Origin of the sequence: Pseudomonas sp. BF-RE-21 (assembly GCF_019947305.1) — a bacterium.
Taxonomy (GTDB): Bacteria; Pseudomonadota; Gammaproteobacteria; order Pseudomonadales; family Pseudomonadaceae; genus Aquipseudomonas; species Aquipseudomonas migulae.
In genome coordinates, this window is sequence record NZ_JAGYGF010000011.1 from 114,813 (window position 1) to 137,092 (window position 22,280).

18 protein-coding genes are annotated in these 22,280 nt (G+C 61.7%); 3 read left to right on the forward strand and 15 right to left on the reverse strand.

Features of this window, described 5'->3' with window-relative positions; translation table 11 throughout:
• Nucleotide 1: 1 nt before the first annotated feature.
• Complete coding sequence (locus tag KGB25_RS10940; protein ID WP_223434938.1) at nt 2–1,687, reverse strand: vWA domain-containing protein; 1,686 nt, start codon at nt 1,685–1,687, stop codon at nt 2–4.
• Nucleotides 1,688–1,774: 87 nt separating this feature from the next.
• Nucleotides 1,775–2,335, reverse strand: coding sequence for a YbhB/YbcL family Raf kinase inhibitor-like protein (locus KGB25_RS10945; protein ID WP_008034659.1), 561 nt, complete (start codon nt 2,333–2,335; stop codon nt 1,775–1,777).
• Nucleotides 2,336–2,474: 139 nt separating this feature from the next.
• Here KGB25_RS10945 and KGB25_RS10950 point away from each other — a divergent pair, with 139 nt between their 5' ends.
• A complete protein-coding gene (locus tag KGB25_RS10950; protein ID WP_223434939.1) occupies nt 2,475–4,001 on the forward strand; it encodes an apoptosis inducing factor family protein in 1,527 nt (508 codons plus the stop codon).
• A 3-nt stretch (nt 4,002–4,004) separates the two neighbouring features.
• On the opposite strand, the gene KGB25_RS10955 is transcribed toward KGB25_RS10950, so the two are convergent.
• The 10 genes from KGB25_RS10955 to KGB25_RS11000 all read right to left on the reverse strand — a co-directional run bounded on the left by KGB25_RS10955 (nt 4,005) and on the right by KGB25_RS11000 (nt 12,852).
• Nucleotides 4,005–5,510, reverse strand: coding sequence for a YdgA family protein (locus KGB25_RS10955; protein WP_223434940.1), 1,506 nt, complete (start codon nt 5,508–5,510; stop codon nt 4,005–4,007).
• A 282-nt stretch (nt 5,511–5,792) separates the two neighbouring features.
• A complete protein-coding gene (locus KGB25_RS10960) occupies nt 5,793–6,428 on the reverse strand; it encodes a hypothetical protein (RefSeq protein WP_008034678.1) in 636 nt (211 codons plus the stop codon).
• 82 nt (nt 6,429–6,510) lie between these two features.
• Nucleotides 6,511–7,959: an efflux transporter outer membrane subunit gene (locus tag KGB25_RS10965; RefSeq protein ID WP_192226663.1), complete on the reverse strand. Its 1,449-nt coding sequence runs from the start codon at nt 7,957–7,959 to the stop codon at nt 6,511–6,513.
• The gene (locus KGB25_RS10970; RefSeq protein WP_207285558.1) at nt 7,956–8,843 is read right to left on the reverse strand and encodes an HlyD family secretion protein; all 888 of its coding nucleotides are present in this window, start codon (nt 8,841–8,843) and stop codon (nt 7,956–7,958) included. The genes KGB25_RS10965 and KGB25_RS10970 overlap by 4 nt, the downstream gene beginning before the upstream one ends.
• Nucleotides 8,840–9,049, reverse strand: coding sequence for a DUF1656 domain-containing protein (locus tag KGB25_RS10975; protein ID WP_008034684.1), 210 nt, complete (start codon nt 9,047–9,049; stop codon nt 8,840–8,842). The genes KGB25_RS10970 and KGB25_RS10975 overlap by 4 nt, the downstream gene beginning before the upstream one ends.
• Nucleotides 9,046–11,118, reverse strand: coding sequence for an FUSC family protein (locus KGB25_RS10980; protein WP_223434941.1), 2,073 nt, complete (start codon nt 11,116–11,118; stop codon nt 9,046–9,048). The genes KGB25_RS10975 and KGB25_RS10980 overlap by 4 nt, the downstream gene beginning before the upstream one ends.
• Nucleotides 11,115–11,543, reverse strand: a complete 429-nt coding sequence (locus KGB25_RS10985) for a MarR family winged helix-turn-helix transcriptional regulator (RefSeq protein WP_008034693.1) — start codon at nt 11,541–11,543, stop codon at nt 11,115–11,117. Before KGB25_RS10985 ends, KGB25_RS10980 begins: the two co-directional genes overlap by 4 nt.
• A gap of 188 nt (nt 11,544–11,731) precedes the next feature.
• A complete protein-coding gene (locus KGB25_RS10990) occupies nt 11,732–11,914 on the reverse strand; it encodes a type II toxin-antitoxin system prevent-host-death family antitoxin (RefSeq protein ID WP_223434942.1) in 183 nt (60 codons plus the stop codon).
• Between the two features lie 91 nt (nt 11,915–12,005).
• Nucleotides 12,006–12,251: a DUF2789 domain-containing protein gene (locus KGB25_RS10995; RefSeq protein WP_223434943.1), complete on the reverse strand. Its 246-nt coding sequence runs from the start codon at nt 12,249–12,251 to the stop codon at nt 12,006–12,008.
• A 139-nt stretch (nt 12,252–12,390) separates the two neighbouring features.
• Nucleotides 12,391–12,852 (reverse strand): aminoacyl-tRNA deacylase, encoded by a 462-nt coding sequence (locus tag KGB25_RS11000; RefSeq protein ID WP_008039666.1) that lies wholly within the window; start codon nt 12,850–12,852, stop codon nt 12,391–12,393.
• 274 nt (nt 12,853–13,126) lie between these two features.
• Here KGB25_RS11000 and KGB25_RS11005 point away from each other — a divergent pair, with 274 nt between their 5' ends.
• A complete protein-coding gene (locus KGB25_RS11005) occupies nt 13,127–13,657 on the forward strand; it encodes an NfeD family protein (protein ID WP_223434944.1) in 531 nt (176 codons plus the stop codon).
• 2 nt (nt 13,658–13,659) lie between these two features.
• Nucleotides 13,660–14,415 (forward strand): slipin family protein, encoded by a 756-nt coding sequence (locus KGB25_RS11010; RefSeq protein WP_008034707.1) that lies wholly within the window; start codon nt 13,660–13,662, stop codon nt 14,413–14,415.
• A gap of 4 nt (nt 14,416–14,419) precedes the next feature.
• On the opposite strand, the gene cysC is transcribed toward KGB25_RS11010, so the two are convergent.
• The 3 genes from cysC to KGB25_RS11025 form a co-directional block, all read right to left on the reverse strand.
• Nucleotides 14,420–15,025 (reverse strand): adenylyl-sulfate kinase, encoded by a 606-nt coding sequence (cysC, locus tag KGB25_RS11015; RefSeq protein WP_008039663.1) that lies wholly within the window; start codon nt 15,023–15,025, stop codon nt 14,420–14,422.
• Nucleotides 15,009–16,523, reverse strand: a complete 1,515-nt coding sequence (locus KGB25_RS11020; RefSeq protein ID WP_008034717.1) for a TolC family protein — start codon at nt 16,521–16,523, stop codon at nt 15,009–15,011. The genes cysC and KGB25_RS11020 overlap by 17 nt, the downstream gene beginning before the upstream one ends.
• A gap of 38 nt (nt 16,524–16,561) precedes the next feature.
• A partial coding sequence (locus tag KGB25_RS11025; protein ID WP_223434945.1) for a beta strand repeat-containing protein occupies nt 16,562–22,280 on the reverse strand: 5,719 nt, incomplete at its 5' end.

Sequence of the window (22,280 nt, forward strand, 5' to 3'; positions counted from 1 at the left end):
GTCAGTTGTAGCCTCCTTTAACCGGTTCGCTGTTGGATGCAGTGGTGGTTCGCAGGCTCTGCGCCAGTTCCACCAATTGCACGAACTCAGAACGCAGACCGAATGGATCATCACCCCGCGCACCGCGAGCCAACGCCTGCGTGTCCTTCAAGCTGAAATCGCCGGTATAACGCCCGTCCTTGAGCTGCTGGGAAAACGCCGCCACGGCCGCCGCAAATCTAAGGTCGTCACTGGCCTTACCTTCCGAACCAGCGGCAATCGGCCGCTCAATCAAGCGACTGTTCCCACCTTCCGGCAGCTGATAACGCACACGCAGCATCGCCAATTCTCCAGACTTTGCCGAAGTGGCTGACTCAGCGCTGCCATACCGCAATGGTTCCAACCAGCCCTTCTCACCCTTCGGAACAATTTCGTACAACGCCGTGACCGTATGCCCTGCTCCGATTTCACCAGCATCGACCTTGTCGTTGCTGAAATCCTCACGCTTCAACGCGCGATTCTCATAGCCCAGCAACCGATACTCGCTGACCTGCGCCGGGTTGAACTCCACTTGCAGCTTCACGTTCTTCGCCACCACCGCGAGGGTCGAACCGAGCTGATCCACCAGCACTTTGCGCGCCTCGCGCAGGTTGTCGATGTACGCATAGTTACCATCGCCGGCATCGGCCAGTTGTTCCATCAGGTGTTCATTGTAGTTATCCACACCAAAACCCAGGGTGGTCAGGGAAACGCCGGTCTTGCGTTTATCCACAGCCATTTGCTTGAGGCTGTCGAAGTCGCTGATGCCGACGTTGAAGTCGCCGTCGGTGGCCAGCAGGATGCGGTTGATGCCTTTGGGGATGAACGCTTGCTGTGCCATTTGATAGGCCAGCTTGATGCCCGACGCCCCGGCGGTGGAGCCGCCTGCCGTCAATTGATCGATGGCTGTACGAATTTTCGCTTTTTCCCGTCCGGAAGTTGGCTCCAGCACCACACGCGAATCGCCGGCGTAGACCACCAGCGACACCCGGTCCTGCGCCCGCAATTGATCGACCAGCAATTTCAGCGTGCTTTTGACCAGCGGCAGCCCCTCGCGACGGTCCATCGAGCCGGACACGTCCACCAGAAACACCAGGTTCGCAGGGGCCAGTTCAGCCACCGCACGGTCCGATGCCTTGATGCCAATGCGCAGCAAGCGGGTGTGCGGGTTCCACGGCGACGACGCCAGTTCCGTGGTCACACCAAACGGCGAGCCATCGGTGGGCAACGCGTAGTCGTAGGGGAAGTAATTGACCATCTCCTCCAGGCGCACCGCACCTTCGGGTGGCAGGCGACCTTGATTGAGCAGGCGACGGACATTGGCATAAGCGCCGGTGTCGACGTCGGCGCTGAAGGTCGAGACCGGCGCCTCGGCGACGCTGTGAATCGGGTTATCCGCCAGCGCCTGATACTGCTCGCGCTGCTCATCCTGATATCCCGGCGGCGCAGATTCAGGCGCAAAACTCGCCATCGGTGCCGGACTCATGCTGCGTTTGGCCAGGGTCGCATCGGCCATGATCGCCTCACTGCGCACCAGCTCATGTTGTGCAGGAGACGCAACTGAAGGGGGTTCAGGCTTGGACGAAACACCACAACCGGCAACGGCCAGCAGCAACCCGACGGTGAAACCCTGGGCGGCCGGGCGGAGGAAATGCAGAGGGAGGGACATGGGGGCTGACCTCAGGAGGAAATTGATCCATTCATCCTCTGAGACGGGCGGCCTCACTGGTTCGGGTTAAACCCGCTGAAAAAAACTTCAGCGGTGATAACGCCGCACCACGCTGCTGTTTTTCAGCACATGACCTTTGATTTTTTCCAGCAGTTGCGCGCGGGTCAGACCGGCCGGCAAGGCGTCCGGGGCGAGGTCCAGGGCGTAGAGCTGGATGATGTAGTGGTGGGAGCTGTCGCCGACCGGCGGGCAAGGACCGATGTAGCCGATGGTGCCTTTGCTGTTGCTGCCGCCCACGCCTTCAAACGCAGACTTGGCGCCAACACCGGCCGGAATCTGGCGGGTCGCGGATTTGATGCCGTAATGAATCCAGTGGTCGGATCCCAAGCCTTTCTGACCGTCCGGGTCGTGCATGACGATGGCGTAACTCTGGGTGCCCGCAGGGCCAGCGGTCCAGCTCAGGGCCGGGGACTGGTTCTTGCCGCCACAACCGGCCGCATCGCTGGCCGCCGCCGAAGTGAACAGGCGGTTGTCGGTGACACCGGGAATGCTGACGGTGAAGCGTTCTGCGGCCTGCGCCGGAAACTGCACGCAAAGGGCGACGGCAACGGCCGCCAGCCAAGGGTTCAGAGAGGTCAATCGGGTCATACCGGAGCACCTTGTGCGGGTGGGGCCGTGGTCGGCGTGCAAACTATAGCCGGACCGTTCACGCGGTGGCAGTGGGAATTGGCTGAACCTCGGGATAAGCGCCAAACTCATAAGTGAAACGCTTGCCTGGAGAACGATCATGGCACTGCACCGCGTCGCCCGTTTTGCCGATGTGTCCGAAAACCGAGGCCTGGAAGTCCGGATTGGCGACACCAAGATCGTCTTGCTGCGGGTCGGCGCCCAATTGCGCGCCTATCAGGGCGAATGCCCGCATGCCGGGGCGCCTCTGGCCGAAGGTGCGCTGTGTCATGGGCGTCTGATTTGCCCGTGGCACAAGGCCGCTTACCGGATCGAGGACGGCGCGCTGTGTGAACCGCCGTCGCTGGACAGCCTCAAGCGCTATCCCCTGGAGGTGCGCGACGACGAAGTCTGGGTCGACGATCAGCCGCTGGACGATGCTCACACCCCGCCGGCCGATGACGAACGGACGTTTGTGATCATCGGTGCCGGCGCCGCTGGCACGGCGGGTGCGGCGGCGCTGCGCGAAAAGGGTTTCGGTGGCCGTGTGCTGCTGATCGACCGCGAGCCTGGCGCCGGTTACGACCGTACGGTGTTGAGCAAATTCGTGATCGCCGGGGAAATGCCGCCGGAAGAAGTCCCGCCCCTGCGCGATGAAAACTTCTATCGCGAGCAACGCATCGATCGCATAAACGGTGAAGTGGCGAGCCTGGATGCACAAAACCGGACGGTGCAGCTCAAGGACGGCCAGACATTGATCTATGACGCCGCGCTGATCGCCACGGGCGGCACACCGAACGCTCTCGACATTCCCGGCGCCGACCTGCCTCAGGTGTTCTTGCTGCGCTCGAAAGACCAGGCCCAACGGATTCTGAGCGCCGCCAAACCCGGCCAGCGGGCAGTGATCATCGGCGACAGTTTTATCGCGATGGAATCCGCTGCGGCGCTACGCGAATACGGCCTGGACGTCACCGTCCTGGCCCGCCACGCGGTGCCCTTCGCCAAACAGTTCGGCGAAACGGTCGGCAAGGCGATTCTTGCCCACCACGTGGCCCACGGCGTGGTGTTTCATACGGAGGGCGAAGCCGCGCAGATCGAAGGCACGAACAAGGTCGAAGCGGTGCGCCTGGATAACGGTCAGCGCTTTCCGGCGGATTTGGTATTGGTCGGCATTGGCGTCAGCCCGGCCACCGGGCCGTTCAAGGATTTGCCCACGGAAAAGGATCAGTCACTGAAGGTCGACGGCGGGATGCGCGTGACCGAAGGGCTTTGGGCGGCTGGCGATATCGCCACCTTCCCGCTCAATGGCCAACCGCAACGAATCGAACATTGGCGCCTGGCGCAACAACAGGCGCGGATCGCAGCGATGAACATGCTGGGCGGTGATGAGCATTACCTGGATGTGCCGTATTTCTGGACCTGGCACTTCGGCAAGAACTACGACTACCTCGGTCACGCCGAAGCCTGGGACGAAGTCGAGTTCAAGGGTGATCCGTACCATCCACCCTTTATCGGCCTGTTCGGCAAGAATGGTGTGGTAACCGCCGCCATCGCCTGCGATGAAGAGCGGGCGATGGCAATGCTGGCCGAGCAGATGAAGCAGCCGCTGCCGGTTGACGAGGCATGGCGGCTGATTCGGGACGTCTAGGTGTTACTGAACAACGCCTGCACCACCGAGTTTGCTCATCACAAAGCCGATAAACTCTTCGAGGGTCATTTTCTGGCCGTTGAACTCCACCTGGTTGTTGGCGTAGTGCAGTTTGCTGACGATGTTAGTGCCGTCCAGCGTGGCGAACTGCGTACCGACTGCCATGGCGCCGAACATGTCGGCGGTGGCCGTGGCTTGATCGGCAACGACCTTGACGTCAGCCTGGCCATCGATCTGGCTCTGGACGCTGAGCAAGTCAACCAGCATCGGTTTGGACACCTGGATATTGACGTCCAGCAGGGCAATCAACTGTTTGATCAGTTGATCCGGCGTCAGGTCCAAAGATTGTGGCTTGGTCAGGTCGAGCACCAGGTTGGCGCGACTTTCACCGTTGGCGGTGGTGAACGACAGGTTTTCCAGAGCCACTTGCGGGCCGGCTGCCAGCAGTTTCTCCAGACCGGTTTTCACCTGAGCCTCTTCTTCCGGGGTCAAGACCAGTTCGGGGGCAGGTTCGCCAGCTGCAACCGCTTCGGCGGCGGCCTTCTCGTACGGTTGCAGTTTGGTCTGGTAGATCTGCATCAACGACATCGTGGATGGAATGTCGAGGTTCTTCAGGCTCATGGCCATCTGTGCGGAGCCGACCGTCTTGCCGTTCAGGGACACTTCACCGATCTTGTAATCGGCACGCCCGGAAGCGCTGGTGCCCGACTCTTCGGTCTGGTTCTTCATTTCAAATTTCTTGATGCCCAGCACCGACTGCTGCGCGCCAAAGGTGGTCTTGCTGTCGGTCAGCTCGACGGTGTTCTCGCCGGTGTAAAAGCCGTAGGTACTTTTGACGAGATTGCTGGCCAGGGTCAGGCCGTTCAATTCGACTTTCACCGGTGTCTGGTCTTCAGCCACGGTGGTCAGTGTGAAGTTGTCCATGTAGCCGTTGGCTTTGACTTTCTGCGCCTGGGCGTTGGCGGCGACTTCGAGGTTCAGGCCGGAAAATTTCAGGTGGGACTTGTCGTCCAGCGCAACATCCAGCGGCAGCAGTTCGAGGGTGCCGTTGGTGGCGTTGTCATAGCCGATGTTGACCACGCCGGTGAGCGGCGATTTGTCCTTGGCAGCGGCGAACCACTTCTCGGTGACCGGGGTCTTTTCCAGTTCGTAGTGACTGGTGGCCATGACCGGCAGCAATTTCAGCGACATCAGGCGCGAGAGCGGCAGCGGACCGTGTTCGATGCGGTCGGCGAAAAGCAGTTCGACCGGTGCTTCGCCGAACATCTCGCCCTGGCCCTTGAGGCGGTAGTGCGCGGTGCTGCTGAACACGTGGCGCTCAAGTGATACCAGTTCCAGCGACGCGGTGCCGTTGGAACCGACCAGCGCGGCTTGCAGCTCTTTGTTGGCGTCGGCGATCGAGGTGTTCAGCACCCCTTCGAGTTTGGTGCCGGTGAACCAGGCACCGCCGGCGCTGATTGCACCGATGGCCACGACGATTCCAAGAAGCACGCCTGCTGATTTATTCATGAATGACCCGTTCAATGTCCGTTGTTTGAGTGTGGTCGTCTTCCCTGAACCCATTTCGGGTTGCGGTCACGACTGCGCGAAAAGTGCGAAGGAGATTAGCACTGGGCGCACCGGGTGGCCCAATGTTTAAAGGTTAAAGAGTGTCTATGGACCGTGCGGAGGGTTTGAGGGTTTCGGCGGATATGAAATCGCCATCGCGAGCAGGCTCGCTCCCACAAGGATTACGCTGAACCCTGTAGGAGCCGGCTTGCCGGCGATGGCGTCAGTCCAGCCAGCATCAATTCAGGAATACTGCACTTCCATCTCATCCAGCTGATGATCAAAGCTTTTCAGCCGCGCCGTCCACGTATAAACCAGCACTTCAAAATCCCGATTGATCACCGCCCCGCCCGTCACGTCCGCGCGCGGGTCGCAGAAATCCAGCTGATAGCGTTCGCGTGCCATGGCGGCGGCAACATCGGAGAGCTCACGGGCGTTATTCAACCAGTGCCAGTCGTCCTCGGACACTTGTTTGTCGAGGGCCAGGCATTGCTTCTTCAAGGTTTCGAGGCTTTTTTCCAGCGGTGTGCCGGTGAGTTCGCCCATGACTTCCTGGAACGTGCGCCCCGGTTGCCAGTAACTGCCCCAGAAGTAACGATCGAACACCGTTTCGACCCGGCGCAAAGCGACCTTGGTGTCCCAGATCAGCACCAGGGTCTTGCCTTGTTCGAGTTGTCTTTTTTTGATGCGCTGACCCTGGAACGAAGCCCAGGCCACCACCACGATCGCCATCACCGCGATCAGCGCCGCAGCACTATCGAGAAACACCAGCGCCTTGTCGATCTGGTGGGCCAGCATGATGCCGTAGAAATAGGTGGCCGACAGCAATACCAACGCCGCAATAGCGCACCAGAAGCCGGGAGCATAAGGGTTTTTCATTGTTGGAATCCCCATGACCAACGCGAGCCTTGATTGATGAGTTCGACGCGCGACCTCATCAAGTCAAAGCATAGCAACGGCCTCAGGGTTTGCCGGTATTCGAGCCTTGCGTTCGTCCGCTTTCCCAGCCGCCGCCCAGCGCCAGGAACAGATCGATCTGGCTCAACGCAACCTGAGTGTTGGCGGCGGCCAGTTGTGCCGTGACGTCGGTGTAGGTGCGGGTCGCTTGCAGGTCGGCCAGGAACGACTCGCGGCCGGCCTGGAAGAAACGGTGCGTCTGGTCGGCGGCCAGCTTCGCCGATTGTTCGGCGTCCGCCAGGGCTTCTCGGCGCTGCAGCAACGCCGAGTACTGCGCCAGGCTGGTCTGGGTTTCACGTATGGCGTTGAGAACGACACCATCAAAGTGCGCCAACGTCGCCTGGGTCACGGCTTCAGCTTCGCGGATTCGCGCCCGGGCCCCGTTGGTCGGCACGCTCCAGCTCAGCGACGGGCCGAAGCCCCAACGATTGGTCGAAGGCTCGCCGAGGTTTTCCAGAATGCCGACGGTGCCGATGGTCGCGCCGATGCGGATGTCCGGGTACAGCTCACCGGTGGCGACGCCGATACCGGCCGTCGCAGCGGCCAGCCGACGTTCAGCCTGGCGGATATCGGGGCGACGCTTGAGCAGTGAGGCGCCATCGCCCACCGGCACCAATTGCGCGATTTTCGGCAGCTGCGCGCAACTGGCGGTGCCGGCCGGCAATTGATCGACCGGTTTGGCCAGCAGCATCGACAGGCGGAACAGCCCGGCCTGACGCGCAGCCTCGTAGCGCGGCATCTCGGCGCGCAGGGACTTGAATTGGGTTTGCGAACGGGTGACCTGGGTTTCATCGCCTCGACCGGCGTCGCGCAGGCGCTGGATCAATGTGGTGCTCTGCGATTGCAGGTCGAGGGAGTGCTGGGCAATTTCCCGTTCTTCATTAGCCGCACACACCTGGGTGTAGGCGCGCACCACATCGGCCACCAAGGTGATACGTGCGGTATCGGCGGCGGCCTGGGTCGCATCGGCATTGGCCTTGGCGGCTTCGATGCCGCGCTTGAGCGTGCCGAACAGATCGAACTGGTATGAAGCGCTGATGCCGATATCACCGATGTTGGCCACCGGCACTTTCTCAGGCAACAGGAACGCTTCGCCGGACTCCTGCAAACGCTCGGCGCCCATTTTTATGCCACCGCTCCAGCCACCGGCGGCCTCGGCTTCATCGACCTGCGCGCGAGCCCGCAGCAGGCTGGCTGCCGCCACACGCAGATCGGTGTTGGACGCCAACGCTTGCTGGACCAGTTGATTAAGCCGAGGGTCCTGATACAGGCGCCACCAATCGGCGGGCACCGGCGCCGAGACCACCGGTTTGCCGTCCACGGCCAGTTCGCCCTGAAAATCTTCGCGGTGAACGGCCGCCTCTTCCGGCAGTTGATAATCCGGCCCGACCGTCTGGCACGCCGACAACAGCAAACTCAATCCGGCAATCGCCAAACCCGAGGCCCTGCTCATTTGGCCGACTCCTGCTGCTGGTCGCCGATGATCGACACCGTCGCGGTGCGCCCGGCAATCATGCGGAAATCCGCCGGCACGTCATCGAAGGCGATCCGCACCGGAATCCGCTGCGCCAGCCGCACCCAGCTGAACGCCGGGTTGACGTTGGGCAGCAGGTTGCTGCCGCTGCTGCGGTCACGGTCTTCGATGCCCGCGACGATGCTTTCCACATGGCCGCGCAGGCGGGCGCGGTCACCGATCACGCGAATGTCGACGCTCTGGCCAACGTGGATGCCGTCGAGTTTGGTTTCTTCGAAATAGCCGTCGATGTGAAAGGAATTGCTGTCCACCACCGACAACACCGGGCGCCCTGCGGTGACGAATTCCTGCGCACGCGGCGCACGGTCGTTGACGTAGCCATCCACCGGGCTGCGGATGGTCGAGCGGTCGAGGTTGAGCTGGGCGCTGTCCACCGCCACTTGCGCTTCCATCAGCGCCACTTCGGCGCGGGCGACTCGTGATTGGCTCTCTTCCAGTTGCTCGCCCGGCACCAGATTGCCGAGGCCACGGTTACGCTTGGCTTCGCGTTGCGCCTGCGCCAGGGTTTCCTGACGGTCGGCGACCGCTGCTTTGGCTTGGCGCAGGGCGAGTTTGAAACGGTCCTGATCGATGCTGAACAACACCTGGCCGCGTTTCACCAATTGGTTGTCGCGCACGTCCACTTGCTGAATCAGCCCGGACACGTCCGGGGCGATCTGCACGATGTCGGCGCGAATGTGCCCGTCGCGGGTCCACGGCGCGAACATGTAATACATCACCATGCGCCAGACCACGACAACGGCGAAGGTCACGATCAGCAGGGTCAGGACCACGCGACCGAGGGTCAGAAAAGGTTTTTTCATGTCATCAGGTATCGACTGAGTGAGTCCACGGCGCCGAGCAGCAAAGCGTAGAGAGCCACGTTGAACAATGCCCGGTGCCAGACCAGACGGTAAAAGTGCAGGCGCGTCAGCAACCCGTGCACCAGCAGGTAAATCACATAGGTAATGCCCATCAGCACCAGCAGCGTGGGCAGGAACACCCCGCTGATATCCAGATCACCGATCATAAAGGCGCTCCATCGATGCCATGGGGAAGCGGTTCTTCGAGGTCGCCGGTGCCGAGGAATTCCACACCGGGCAGCAAGGCCAGACGCAAGCCGCTTAGGGCGTGCAGCAGGTGCAGACGGGCGCCGTCATCGCATTCGCGGTTCAGGGCACGGCGCGCGCGGTCCATGGTCATCAACAACGCACTGGGCGCCGGCAAACGTTCGCGAGCCTTGAGGCAGGCCTTGAAATACTCGCCGACCTCGGCCACCACTTGGTGCAGCAATGTCTGCGGTACGCCGAACACCCGCGGCGTGTAGGCCAGCAAGTCGAGCAAATTCAGCGCCACGCGCACTTCGCGCAACGCGATGCCGGTGTCCTGGCCGGTCATGGCCAGGCGCGGCAAATGCTGCATCAAACGGTCGAGCACCTGCACACCCAAGCGGCGATGCTCGGCCAGGGAGGCCGGCTCGGTGAGGCTGACGATGTCGCGCCAGCTGAAACGGGTCAGGCGCTTGGCCGCCAGTTCTGCGCCGAACGGCCGGGCGATCAGGGTCCAGACAAACGCAAACAGCAAACCGACCGGGCCGGCCAGGTTGGAGTTGGCGAAGCTGAGGAAGTCCGCGTCGTAAGCGCCCTGGATGCTGATGAAGGACGAGGTGTTGACCAGCGTCAGCAGCATGCCCAGGTAAAACTGCGGCTTGACCGTCAGGGTGCCGATGCAAATGAACGGCACGGCGAACGCCAGCACCAGCATCGGGAAATCATGCAGGTTAGGCAGCACCAGGAACAGGTAAAGACTGGCGAACAGCACCGACATCGCCGTCCAGAAAAAGAACCGGTAAATCTGCGGCGCCGGGTCGTCCATCGACGCGAAGAAGCTGCACGCCACCGCCGCCAGAATCACCGCGCTGCCGCCGTCGGTCCAGCCGAGCAGAATCCACAACACCGAGGCGACAATGATCGCGGTGACCGTGGACGCCGCCGAATAAAACATCAGCCCACGGTCGAGAAACGGTGACAGGCGACCGAGGCGCCAATGCCGGTACACCGCGCGCCAACTGTCCTGGCTTTCGCACTGAATGGCGTATTGCAGACTGCGGCAGTCCTGCCACAAATCGACCCATTCGCCGAGACGGTACAGCGCGTTGGAGAACAGCAATTGCTTGCGATCATCCAGCGCTTCGGCAGTGGGTTGCAGCGCTTCGAGTTGATCTTTCAGCGCTTGCCAGCGAGCGAGGTCGGCATCTTTGTGGTTGAGCCATTCGGTGGTGGCGGTCAGCAACGGCGCGAACTTATCCACAAGCTCCGGCGTGCGCCGCTCAAGGGCGTAAAGCGCGTCATCGAGCGCGTCGATCACCGGCAGCAGATGAATCATTCGGCCGCGCAGTTCCTTGGTATTGCGCACGGTTTGCGGGCGCGCGCCTTCGTGGGGCAACTGGCCGATCATCAATTCCAGAGTGTTAAAGGTCGCGACCATCGACGAGCGCAGCGCGCTGACTTCGTCCGGCTGCACGTTGCGGCTGAGGAATCGCAGGCTGTAGGTCGAGGCATCGGCAAACCATTTGTTCACCGAATCGTTGAACACCGGCGCCAGCCGCCGCGGCCAGAACATCGCGCCGACCACCGCCGCGACGGCGATGCCGAGGAAGATCTCTTCAGTCCGCGCTTCAGCGACATCCCACACCGCCAACGGGTTATCCACCACCGGCAAGGCGATCAGCGGCAGGGTGTAACCGGCAAGCATCAACGCGTAACTGTTGGCGGTGCGCAAGTGCAACGACAGGAACAGCAGAACCCCGGTCCACAGCGCGATAACGACCACCAGCACATAGGGGCTCTGAACAAACATCGGCACGAAAAAAACTGCCGCCGCCGCACCCAGAAACGTACCGACCGCGCGGTACAACGCCTTGGAACTGGTGGGGCCGACAAACGGACTGGAAACGATGTAGACCGTGGCCATCGCCCAATACGGACGCGGCATTTGCATGAGCATGGCGATGTACAGCGCGATCATCGACGCCGCGAAAGTGCGCACGCCATAGAACCAGTCCCGCGCCGGGGGAACGCCGGTAAAAAATCCGCTCAAGGGTTCACCACCGACGGAGCGTTGGCCGCTTCAAACGCTTTCAATACCCGTAACGCTGCCTCCAGATCACTCGGGGCGATGCCTTCCAGCACTTCATTACGCAAGCGCACCAACTCGATTTCGACGGCCTGCACCAATTCCCGACCGGTGTCGGTCAGGCTCAGGCATTTGGCGCGGCGGTCATGGGCATCTTCAGTGCGACGAACGTAGCCGGCATGACACAACTGATCGAGCAGCCGCACCAGCGAAGGGCTCTCCATCCCGGCCGCCTGCGCCACCGTCACCTGCCGCACGCCCTCGCCCAACCGCCCGATCATCAACAACGGAACGGCACAGGCTTCGGAGATTCCATAGTTGACCAGCGTGGTCTGGCAGATCTTCCGCCAATGCCGGGCGGCCACCACCATGGAGCTGCTGATGTTCATCTGGAGAGCGTCGAGGTTTTTTGGCACGAGCGAAAAGACACACTGTTAGTTTGCTAACTATCAATATGTCATTTGAGGGGAAAGTTGGTCAAGCTTTGAAACAATTCTCTTGCTGCAGCCAGCTTTTACAAATCATCAAGACTGACAGGCTCGGCGATTTCACGACTACGGGCGTGGACGAGCGCCGCTCACTCAATATCTTCCAGACGTTCAAGCATCGCATCATATAAATCTGCCGACACCAGATACGCTTTGATTTCATTGTTTTGTACCACCGCGATAGGGCCTTCTCGCGATTCGCGCATCACAGCATCCACGTTTTGCTCAAATTCGTTGATACCAATGACCCTTTCTGCCAAAACGCGCTGCATGATTCGACCTCATCGTTGAATTTGTTCCATGGAAAGCTATGCCAATTGGGTTGAAAGCTTCCAAAAAACCTGTGACGAGGTTTTGCAATCACTACCCCCCACGCCCTTTTCTAAGCAGCACATCCAGTTGATCCACCACCTCCGCCCAATCCGCGTCATCCAGAATGTCGTCGCGCAAAAAGTCCGCCTGGCTCTTGGTCCAGAAAAAGGCGTCCGCCAAGTGCAGTTCCGGTTTGAGCGGTGAGTGGGTGGCGATGAATTTATCGATGCTTTCGGCGTCATCGGGCAGGCCGAGTTGTTTGAACAGGGAAGGGAGGCTGTGGGTTGGGGATTCCATGTCGGGCTCCTGGGTATTGGCTGATGATGGGTGACTGCTGCGCAGTCAATCGCGGGCAAGCCTCGCTCCTACAATGGACTGCGTAATCCTGTAGGAGCGAGGCTTGCCCGCGAAGGCGGTGTCACTGTCGCCGCAAAACTCAACTACTCAACTCCCGCACCTCGGCATGCGGCACCATTTTCAGGAACTCCGGCACGCTCATGTGCAGCAGGTTGTTGTGGTTGCCGGCCTCCAGATAGATGTCGTTCTGCCGGGTCAGCAAGGGGTCGATGACCATGTCCAGGCCATAGGACTCACCCAACGCCGGCACCGCGCCGCGTTCGCAGTCTTCGAACAGATGCGCCAGGGTGCTTTCCCGGGTGATCTGCCACTCGCCGCTGCTGCGCACTTTGCTCAGGTCCAGGTGACGACTCGCCGGCAGCACGGCCATCAGGAAATGACCGTGGTGGTCGTCGAGGATCACCGACTTGGCCACCCGTTCGGCAGGAATGCCCGCGACCCGCGCCGTTTCAAGGCTGCTGGCCGAGTGTGGGTGGGTAACGATGTCAAATTCGCAGTGCGCCTTTTCCAGGCTGCGCTGCATGGTTCTTGCCATACGCATGATGCACCTCGGTGTCCGCAACAACGTTCACGGACAATGAATAAACCTGTTCTCACCATTGAAAAGTCTAGGCCCGCTGGCGTCTTCGCGTGGGAAATCTGCCCGCCGGAACACCGTCGACAACTGTACAAAATTCGTACAACCCTCAGCTCGACTAGACTGTATTTAGCGATGGGCGCCAGCGGGAACGCGGACTGAACGGATGGGTGAGGCGCTCTCAGGTTCATCGTCGGAACGCCGCCCGGAACAGGCTCGCTCCTATAAGGAGGGTCAAGTGAACATTCGTTGCTGTGCAGTCGCATTACTGCTGGCCCTGAGCGGGTCGGCGTTCGCGACGGACACAATCGTGCTGATTCCCAACCCCATCGGAATCTGGCTGATCACATTCGGCATCGCGTTCCTGATCGCCGAAGCCGCCTTGCCCAACTACGGCGTGATCGGGTTGGGCGGGATTGTGATGTTCGTCATCGGCGCGGTGATCCTGAGCAACACCGAAGTGCCTGTGCCGTTGATGATCGGCCTGGGGCTGATCAGCGCGTTGTTGTTGATATTCCTGGTGATCCACGCCCTGAAAACCCGACCGCGCCAAACCGTCAGTGGCGATGCCGGACTGGTGGGCAGCGTGGCCCCGGTGACGTCGTTGCAGCCCGGCAATGCCTGCAACGGCTGGGTGCACCTGCAAGGCGAAAAGTGGCAAGTACTCAGCGCCACGCCACTGCAACCCGGGCAACAGGTCCGGGTGGTGGCACGCAAGGGATTAGTGCTGAAAGTGGCCGCGGCTGACGCGGCGCCGGATGGAGAATAACCATGGGCCTGCAACTGGGTTTTGCCGCGCTGCTGCTGTTGGTGATTGCACTGGCGGGATCGACTTTTCGCATCCTGCGCGAATACGAACGCGGGGTGGTGTTCCAGCTCGGTCGTTTCTGGCAAGTCAAAGGCCCCGGCCTGATCCTGTTGATTCCGGTGGTCCAGCAAATGGTCCGCGTCGACTTGCGTACCGTGGTGCTCGACGTGCCACCGCAAGACGTGATCACCCGCGACAACGTTTCGGTCAAGGTCAATGCGGTGTTGTACTTCCGCGTGCTCGACCCGCAGAAGGCAATCATCCAGGTGGAAGATTTCCTGATGGCCACCAGTCAACTGGCCCAGACCACCTTGCGCGCGGTGCTCGGTAAACACGAACTCGATGAACTGCTGGCCGAGCGCGAACGGCTGAACATCGATATCCAGCAAGTGCTCGATGCGCAGACCGACGCCTGGGGCATCAAGGTCGCCAACGTCGAAATCAAGCACGTAGACCTCAACGAATCGATGGTCCGCGCCATCGCCAAGCAGGCCGAAGCCGAGCGGGAACGTCGGGCCAAGGTCATCCACGCCGAAGGCGAATTGCAAGCCTCGGAAAAACTCATGCAGGCCGCCGAAATGCTTGGCCGTCAGCCGGGCGCCATGCAATTGCGGTACATGCAGACCCTGAGTTCGATTGCCGGGGACAAGAGTTCGACCATCGTTTTTCCACTGCCCATCGAGCTGCTCAAGGGCATGGCGGATTTGTCGAAACCTTGAACAATCAGCCTTTGGGCAACACGGCGCACTCGCCGAGCCAGGTCAGTAAACGGTCGAGACAGGCCTCGACCGACTGCGCCCCGGTGTCGAGTACCAGCGCAGCGGACGGGGGCGGTTCATAAGGCGCGGAAACCCCGGTAAACCCGGCCAAATCACCGCGACGTGCGCGGGCGTAATGACCTTTGGGGTCACGCCGCTCGCACACCGCCAGTGATGCGCTGCACCAGACTTCGCGGTAGTCCTCGCCCAGACGCGTGGCAAATAACTCACGCAACTCCAGCAACGGCGCGATCATCGCCAGAATCACGATGTGCCCGTTCTCCACCAGCAATGCCGCCACTTCGCTGGCACGACGAATATTTTCCTGACGATCGCTGTCAGCAAAACCCAGATCACGATTGAGCCCGACCCGCAGCCCATCGCCGTCGAGCACGACGCTCTGCACGCCGCGTTCGAACAATTCGGCGTGCAGCGCCTGGGCCAGGGTCGACTTCCCCGCTGCCGGCAAACCGGTCAGCAAAATCACCGTGCCGCGATGGCCGTTGCGGGCTTCACGCTGTGCCCGGCTGATGCTCGCCGTCGGCGCCTGCAGGTTATTGAGTCTGGACATGCGTCACCGGCACCGTGATGTCGCCCGCCGCCCACGCTGATTCGCGATTGGCCAACGCTGTGGCGATGGACTGGACTTCGGTGGACTGCACCTGGTCCGGCAGCGGATCGAGCCCCGCGCTGGCAAAAATCTGCCCGTACGCGTTGCGCAGATCGGCGTACGACAGGTCGCGGCGCAGATCGGCCTGCAAGGTGTTCAACTCGCCCTGAATCAAGTCCAGTTCGCCCAGCCCCGCCGCCTGATAGCGATTGCGCAGTTGGCCGACAATCTGCCCGTCAATGTCCGACAGTTGCTGATTGGTCTTGAATTGCCGCAGCGCCTCGCGGTAGTTGGCGTTGGCCACATAGAGCTGCGCCAGCACCGCAATCGACATGGCCTGACGGCGCGCCGTAGCCACTTCTTCACCGGCCTTGGCGACGTTGATCGCCGCCGGTGCCGAGATCACGTTGAACAGGTTCCAGGTCACCTTCACGCCGTAGTCGGCCCAACCCTGCTCCACCAGGAAGGAGTTGCTGTCGTAATGCCCGCCAGCGGAGAACTCCAGCCCCGGCAGCAGACGCAGCATGGCTTTGCGGGTTTCGGCGGCGCTGATGCGGCTCTGGTAATCCTGCTCACGCAGTTCCGGGCGGCTGGTCAGGGCTTCCTGCTCCAGGCTGGCGAGGTCGACCTTGAGTTCCGGGATGACGTAGTCGTCCTGGGTCGCCAGGGTCAGTTCGGTACCCAGCGGCAGATTGATCAGGGTCGCCAGTTCGGTTTTCGCCAGCGACAGGGCGCGGCGCTGTTCTTCGAGTTGGCGCGTGGCTTCGATCAGCGAGCGTTGATATCCCAACGCCTGGATCGGATCGCCGATGCGCTGCTGGCTCATGCTCTGGCTGTTGCCGCGCGCGGTCTCGACCCGGGACATGAGGCTGTCGATCTGCTTGAGCAAGCGCTCGGCGGCCATGGCTCGCCAATAGGCCGAGCGCACGTCCTGAACGATGGTGTTGATCACTTTGCGCCGGCGTTCCTGAACGATCAGCCGCTGGTCGCCCTGTTGCTTGGCGCTGATGTAACTGACGCCGAAATCGAGCACGTTCCAGACCATGGTCAGGTCTGCCACTTCACGATCGCGGTCCTGTGAAGTCGACGGTTCCAACGACTGGGTGCCGGTCCGCACGCTCTGGCTGCTGGAGGCGCTGACGTTGTTGCGGCCGACATAACCAGCATCCAGCGCCATGCGCGGCAACATGTCGAAACTGGCGAGGTCGAGTTGGCGCTTGGCCAAGGCCTCTTCCATGATCTTGAGCCGGCCTTCGAGGTTGTACTTCACCGCGCGGGCCATGGCCTGATGCAGGGTCAGCGGACCGCTGAGCGGTTCCTGCCCCTTGTACATGCTTTGCAGATCGCTTCGGGCGCGCTGTTCGCTGACGCTGCGTTCGATCGGTTCACTTTTGACGGCACATCCACTGATCGCCAACGCGAGCAGACTGGCGACAAACAACTGCTGACTTCTCTTCATCCTTGACTGCCCCTGGGTGACGCACTGCTTTAAGTATTTCAGGCCTGCATTTCGCTGATGCCGGCCTGTTTCAAAGCAGCGGCCAGGTCGTTGACCTGCCGTTGCTCGGTGTCTTTGAGCTGTTGCAATTGCTGGACGAGGCTCGGCGCGCCAAACACGCCGCGCAGCCCCTGTGAAACATCACCGGCCTTGATCGAATGGTTGCCAAAGGAACTCAGCGAGTCTCGCTCGTTACCGGACTCCTGATTAAACAGACTCGACAACGTGCTGGTGCTGAAAACCCCGCCATCGCCACCACCGAAACCAAGGAAGCCGTGGCCTGCACCTTCACCGCCGCTGTCGCTGCTGCTGAACACCTGCGCGATGAAACTCTGCGCCAGCGCGCCGTTGTTCATGAAGATGTCGCCCAACGGCCGAATGCCATTGCCGATCACCCGGTCCTCGAACAACGGGGCAAACGTCAGCGGCGAGCCGAGATCACCAGAGGGCGGGGCGAAGATGATTGGTTGCAGTGGCACGTTCGGTTGATCGGTCACGGTCACCGGGTCGCTGCTGAGGAACTCCGGATCCGGGGTCACCTGCACCGTAGCCGGTGTCGGTGCCGGTGTCGGCGCCACGACGCCTATCGCGTAGTTGTTGGAGACCGACACGGTGGCGCCCGCGTTACCCGCCAGGTCGGTGACATTGCTCGTGTCGAGGGCGATAAAGTTGCTCGGGTCACTGACATTGGCAGTTGGCGTGAAGGTCGCGGTCCAGGTCTTGCCGCCGTCGCTGCTGCTCAGGTTGGACAAGTCGCCGTTGGTCACGCTCAGGTCCGACAGGTCGAAATCACTCACGGCCTCGCTGAAGGTAAACGTCACCACCGTGCTCTGGCCGGCAGCCATGCTCGGGTTGGCGACCACGATGCTCACCGTTGGCCGGGTTACGTCCAGGGCGTAGTTGTTGGAAATAGCGATGCTCGCGCCGGCATTCCCCGCGAGGTCCTGCAAGGTGCCGGTGTCGAGCACGATCAGGTTGGTCGCATCGTTGATGCCGGCGGTCGGCGTCAGGGTCGCGGTCCAGGTGATACCGCCGTCGCTGCTGGTCAGGTTCGACAGCACAGCGTTGGCCACGCTGATGTCCGACAGATCGAATCCACTCACCGCTTCACTGAAGGTGATGGTCACCGTGGTGGTTTCGCCAATGCCCAGGCGGTTGTCGGCAACCACGATGGTGGCGGTCGGCAGCGCGGTGTCGATGGCGAAATTGTTGGAGTCGGTGGTGCCCACGCCGCTGTTGCCCGAGGCGTTGGCCACGCCGGTGTTGTCGAGGGTAATCAGGTTGCTGGTGTCGGTGATGCTCGACGTCGGGGTGAACGTTGCCGTCCAGGTGACGCCGCCATCGCCCGAAGACACGTTGCTGAGCGTGCCATTCGCAATCGTCAGGTCGGCGTTGGAGAAACCGCTCACCGCTTCGCTGAAGGTGATGGTCACCGTAGCGGTTTCACCCGCCTTCAGCGCCGTGTCGGAGACCACAATAATGGCTGTCGGCAGCACAGTGTCGATCGTGAAGTTCGCCGAGTTGGTGGTTCCGCTGCCCGTGTTACCGGCGATGTCGGTCACCCCGGTGTTGTTCAGGGTGATGAGGTTGCTGGTGTCCTTGATGCCAACCGTCGGTGTGAACGTGGCGGTCCAGGTGATGCCGCCATCGCTGCTGCTCACCGCGCTCAACGTACCGTTGGGGATGCTCAGGTCACTGTTGTCGAAACCGTTCACGGCTTCGCTGAACGTGATAGTCACCAGCGTGGTTTCGCCCGCGCTGAGGGTGCTGTCGGCGACCACAATGGTCGCGGTGGGCCGGGCTGTGTCGATGGTGTAGTTGTTGGAATCGGTGGTGCCTGAGCCCGAGTTACCGGCCAGGTCCGCGATCCCCGTGTTGTTCAGCGTAATGAGGTTGGTCGCATCGTTGATGCTCGCGCTCGGCGTGAAAGTGGCCGTCCAGGTGATGCCGCCGTCGCTGCTGCTGACCGCGCTCAAGGTGCCGTTGGCAATCGTCAGGTCGGCGTTGGTGAAGCCAGTGACCGCCTCGCTGAAGGTGATCGTCACCAGCGAGGTTTGACCCACCGCCAGCGTGGGGTCAGTCACAATGATCGTCGCCGTCGGGCGCACGGTGTCGATGGCGTAGTTGTTGGAGTCGGTGCTGCCGATGCCGGTGTTGCCCGAGCCGTTTTGTACACCGCTGTTGTCCAGCGTGATCAGGTTGGTGCTGTCGGTGATGGCGCTGGTCGGGGTGAAGGTCGCCGTCCAGGTGATGCCGCCATCGCTGCTGCTCACCGCCGTCAAGGTGCCGTTGGCGATGGTCAGGTCGGCGTTGCTGAAACCGGTCACGGCCTCGGAGAACGTGATGGTCACCAGGGACGTTTCGCCGATTTTCAGCGCGTTGTCGGCAATGATAATGGTGGCCGTCGGAATCACGGTATCAATCGTGTAGTTACCGGAGTTGGTGGTGCCGCTGCCTGTGTTGCCGGAGAGGTCGGCCACACCGGTATTGTTCAGGGTGATGACGTTGGTCGCATCGTTCACACCCACTGTTGGCGTGAAGGTCGCGGTCCAGGTGATGCCGCCGTCGCTGCTGCTCACCGCGCTCAAGGTGCCGTTGGCGATGCTCAGGTCGGCGTTGGTGAAACCGCTGACCGCCTCGCTGAAGGTGATGGTCACCAGCGAGGTTTCGCCGGCGGTCAGGGTTGGGTCGGCCACGACGATGGTCGCGGTAGGCCGGACTGTGTCGATGGCGTAATTATTGGAATCGGTGGTGCCGCTGCCGGCGTTGCCCGACAGGTCGCTGATGCCGGTGTTGTCCAGGGTGATCAGGTTGGTCGTGTCGTTGATGCTGGCGCTCGGCGTGAAGGTCGCGGTCCAGGTGATGCCGCCATCGCTGCTGCTGACCGCGCTCAAGGTGCCGTTGGCAATCGTCAGGTCCGCGTTGGTGAAACCAGTGACCGCCTCGCTGAAGGTGATCGTCACCAGTGAGGTTTCACCGATCCTCAGCGCAGTATCCGCCACGACGACGGTTGCTGTCGGACGCACGGTGTCGATGGCGTAGTTGTTCGAATTGCTGGTGCCGATGCCCACGTTGCCGCTGCTGCCCCCCTGCACGCCGCTATTGTCCAGGATGATCAGGTTGGTCGCATCGGTGATGCTGACGGTTGGCGTGAAGGTGGCGGTCCAGGTAATGCCGCCGTCGCTGCTGCTCACCGCGCTCAAGGTACCGTTGGCAATCGTCAGGTCGGCGTTGCTGAAACCGGTCACGGCCTCGGAGAACGTGATGGTCACCAGCGAGGTTTCGCCGATTCTCAGTGCGGTGTCGGCGACGACAATGGTGGCTGTCGGTGCCACGGTATCAATCGTGTAGTTACCGGAGTTGGTAGTCCCGCTGCCTGTGTTGCCGGAGAGGTCGGCCACACCGGTATTGTTCAGGGTGATGACGTTGGTCGCATCGTTCACACCTACCGTTGGCGTGAAGGTCGCGGTCCAGGTGATGCCGCCGTCGCTGCTGCTCACCGCGCTCAAGGTGCCGTTGGCGATGCTCAGGTCCGCATTGGTGAAACCGCTGACCGCCTCGCTGAATGTGATGGTCACCAGCGAGGTTTCGCCGGCGGTCAGTGAAGTATCGGCCAGCACAATCGTGGCGGTCGGACGCACGGTGTCGATGGCGTAATTATTGGAATCGGTCGTGCCGCTGCCGGCGTTGCCCGACAGGTCGCTGATGCCGGTGTTGTCCAGGGTGATCAGGTTGGTCGTGTCGTTGATGCTGGCGCTCGGCGTGAAGGTCGCGGTCCAGGTGATGCCGCCATCGCTGCTGCTGACGGCGCTCAAGGTGCCGTTGGCAATCGTCAGGTCCGCGTTGGTCAAACCACTGACAGCTTCACTGAAGGTGATGGTCACCAGCGAGGTTTCACCGATCCTCAGCGAAGTGTCCGCCACGACGATGGTTGCCGTTGGCCGCACGGTGTCGATGGCGTAGTTGTTGGAGTCGGTGGTGCCGCTGCCCGCGTTGCCCGACAGGTCGCTGACACCCGTGTTGTCCAGGGTGATCAGGTTGGTGCTGTCGGTGATAGCGCTGGTCGGGGTGAAGGTCGCCGTCCAGGTGATGCCGCCGTCGCTGCTGCTCACTGCGCTCAAGGTACCGTTGGCGATGGTCAGGTCGGCGTTGCTGAAACCGCTCACCGCCTCGGCGAAGGTGATGGTCACCAGCGAGGTTTCACCGATTTTCAGCGCATTGTCGGCCACCACGATGGTCGCGGTCGGACGCACGGTATCAATGGCGTAATTGTTGGAATCGGTGGTGCCGCTGCCGGCGTTGCCCGACAGGTCGCTGATGCCGGTGTTGTTCAGGACGATCAGGTTGGTCGTGTCATTGATGCTGGTGTTCGGGGTGAAGGTTGCAGTCCAGGTGATGCCGCCGTCGCTGCTGCTCACCGCCGTCAATGTGCCGTTGGCGATGGTCAGGTCGGCGTTGGTGAAACCGCTGACTGCTTCGCTGAAGGTGAACGTCACCAGCGAGGTTTCGCCGATGCTCAGCGCCGTGTCGGCCACGACGATGGTCGCGGTCGGACGCACGGTATCAATGGCGTAGTTGTTCGAGTCGGTGGTGCCGCTGCCGGCGTTGCCCGCCAGGTCGCTGACACCGGTGTTGTCCAGGGTGATCAGGTTGGTCGAGTCAGTAATGCTGGCCGTCGGTGTGAACGTGGCCGTCCAGGTGATGCCGCCATCGCTGCTGCTCACCGCCGTCAAGGTGCCGTTGGCAATCGTCAGGTCGGCATTGGTTAAACCGGTTACGGCCTCGTTGAAGGTGATGGTCACCAGCGAGGTTTCGCCGGCTTTGAGCGCCGTGTCGGCAAACACGATACCCGCAGTCGGGCGAGCGGTATCGACGACGTAGTTATTGGAATTGGTGGTGCCGACGCCAGCAGTACCCAGGCCGTTGATCACCCCGGTATTGTCGAGGGTGATGACGTTGGTCGTGTCGGAAATACTGGCGGTTGGCGTGAACGTTGCCGTCCAGGTGATACCGCCGTCGCTGCTGCTCACTGCGCTCAAGGTGCCGTTGGCGATGGTCAGGTCGGCGTTAGTGAAACCGGTCACCGCTTCGGAGAAGGTGATGGTCACCAGGCTCGTTTCGCCGATGCTCAACGTGGTATCTGCGACCACAATGGTTGCGGTCGGCGGCGGTGCGTAGGCGGTGTTGAGTATCCCGCCGTCGTTGTAGATTGCCGCCACGGCGGTCGGCGAGGTGCCAATTGTCCCCCCGCCCTGCGCAGTACCACCGGCACCGCTGCCCGCGGCATTACCGGCCAGGGCCGCGAAGTTGGCGGCGGTGATCAGCAATGTGCCCTTGTTCCAGATCGCACCGACGCCCCGGCCGCCGATGCCGCCGTTGGAGGCGTTGCTGCCCTGGCCACCGCCACCGCCGCCGCCACCACCGGCACCGATGTTGTTGGTAATGTTCGACGTGCCGATGATGGTGATAACGCCGGAGCTTGCGTTGTAGATCCCGCCCGCCGCGTTGCCGCCGGCGCCACCGACCTTGTCCCAACCGGCGCCGCCGCCACCGCCGCCAATGGAAATCGTGCCATTGGTGGCCGTCGCACCGTTACCGCCGTTGCTGTAGTAGGAAACGCCCACGCCGCCAGCCCCGCCAGTGCTGGTGCCGCCGCGACCGCCCATGTGGGTCGCGTCGTAACCGCCGCCGTAACCACCAACGCCACCGCTGCCTGCC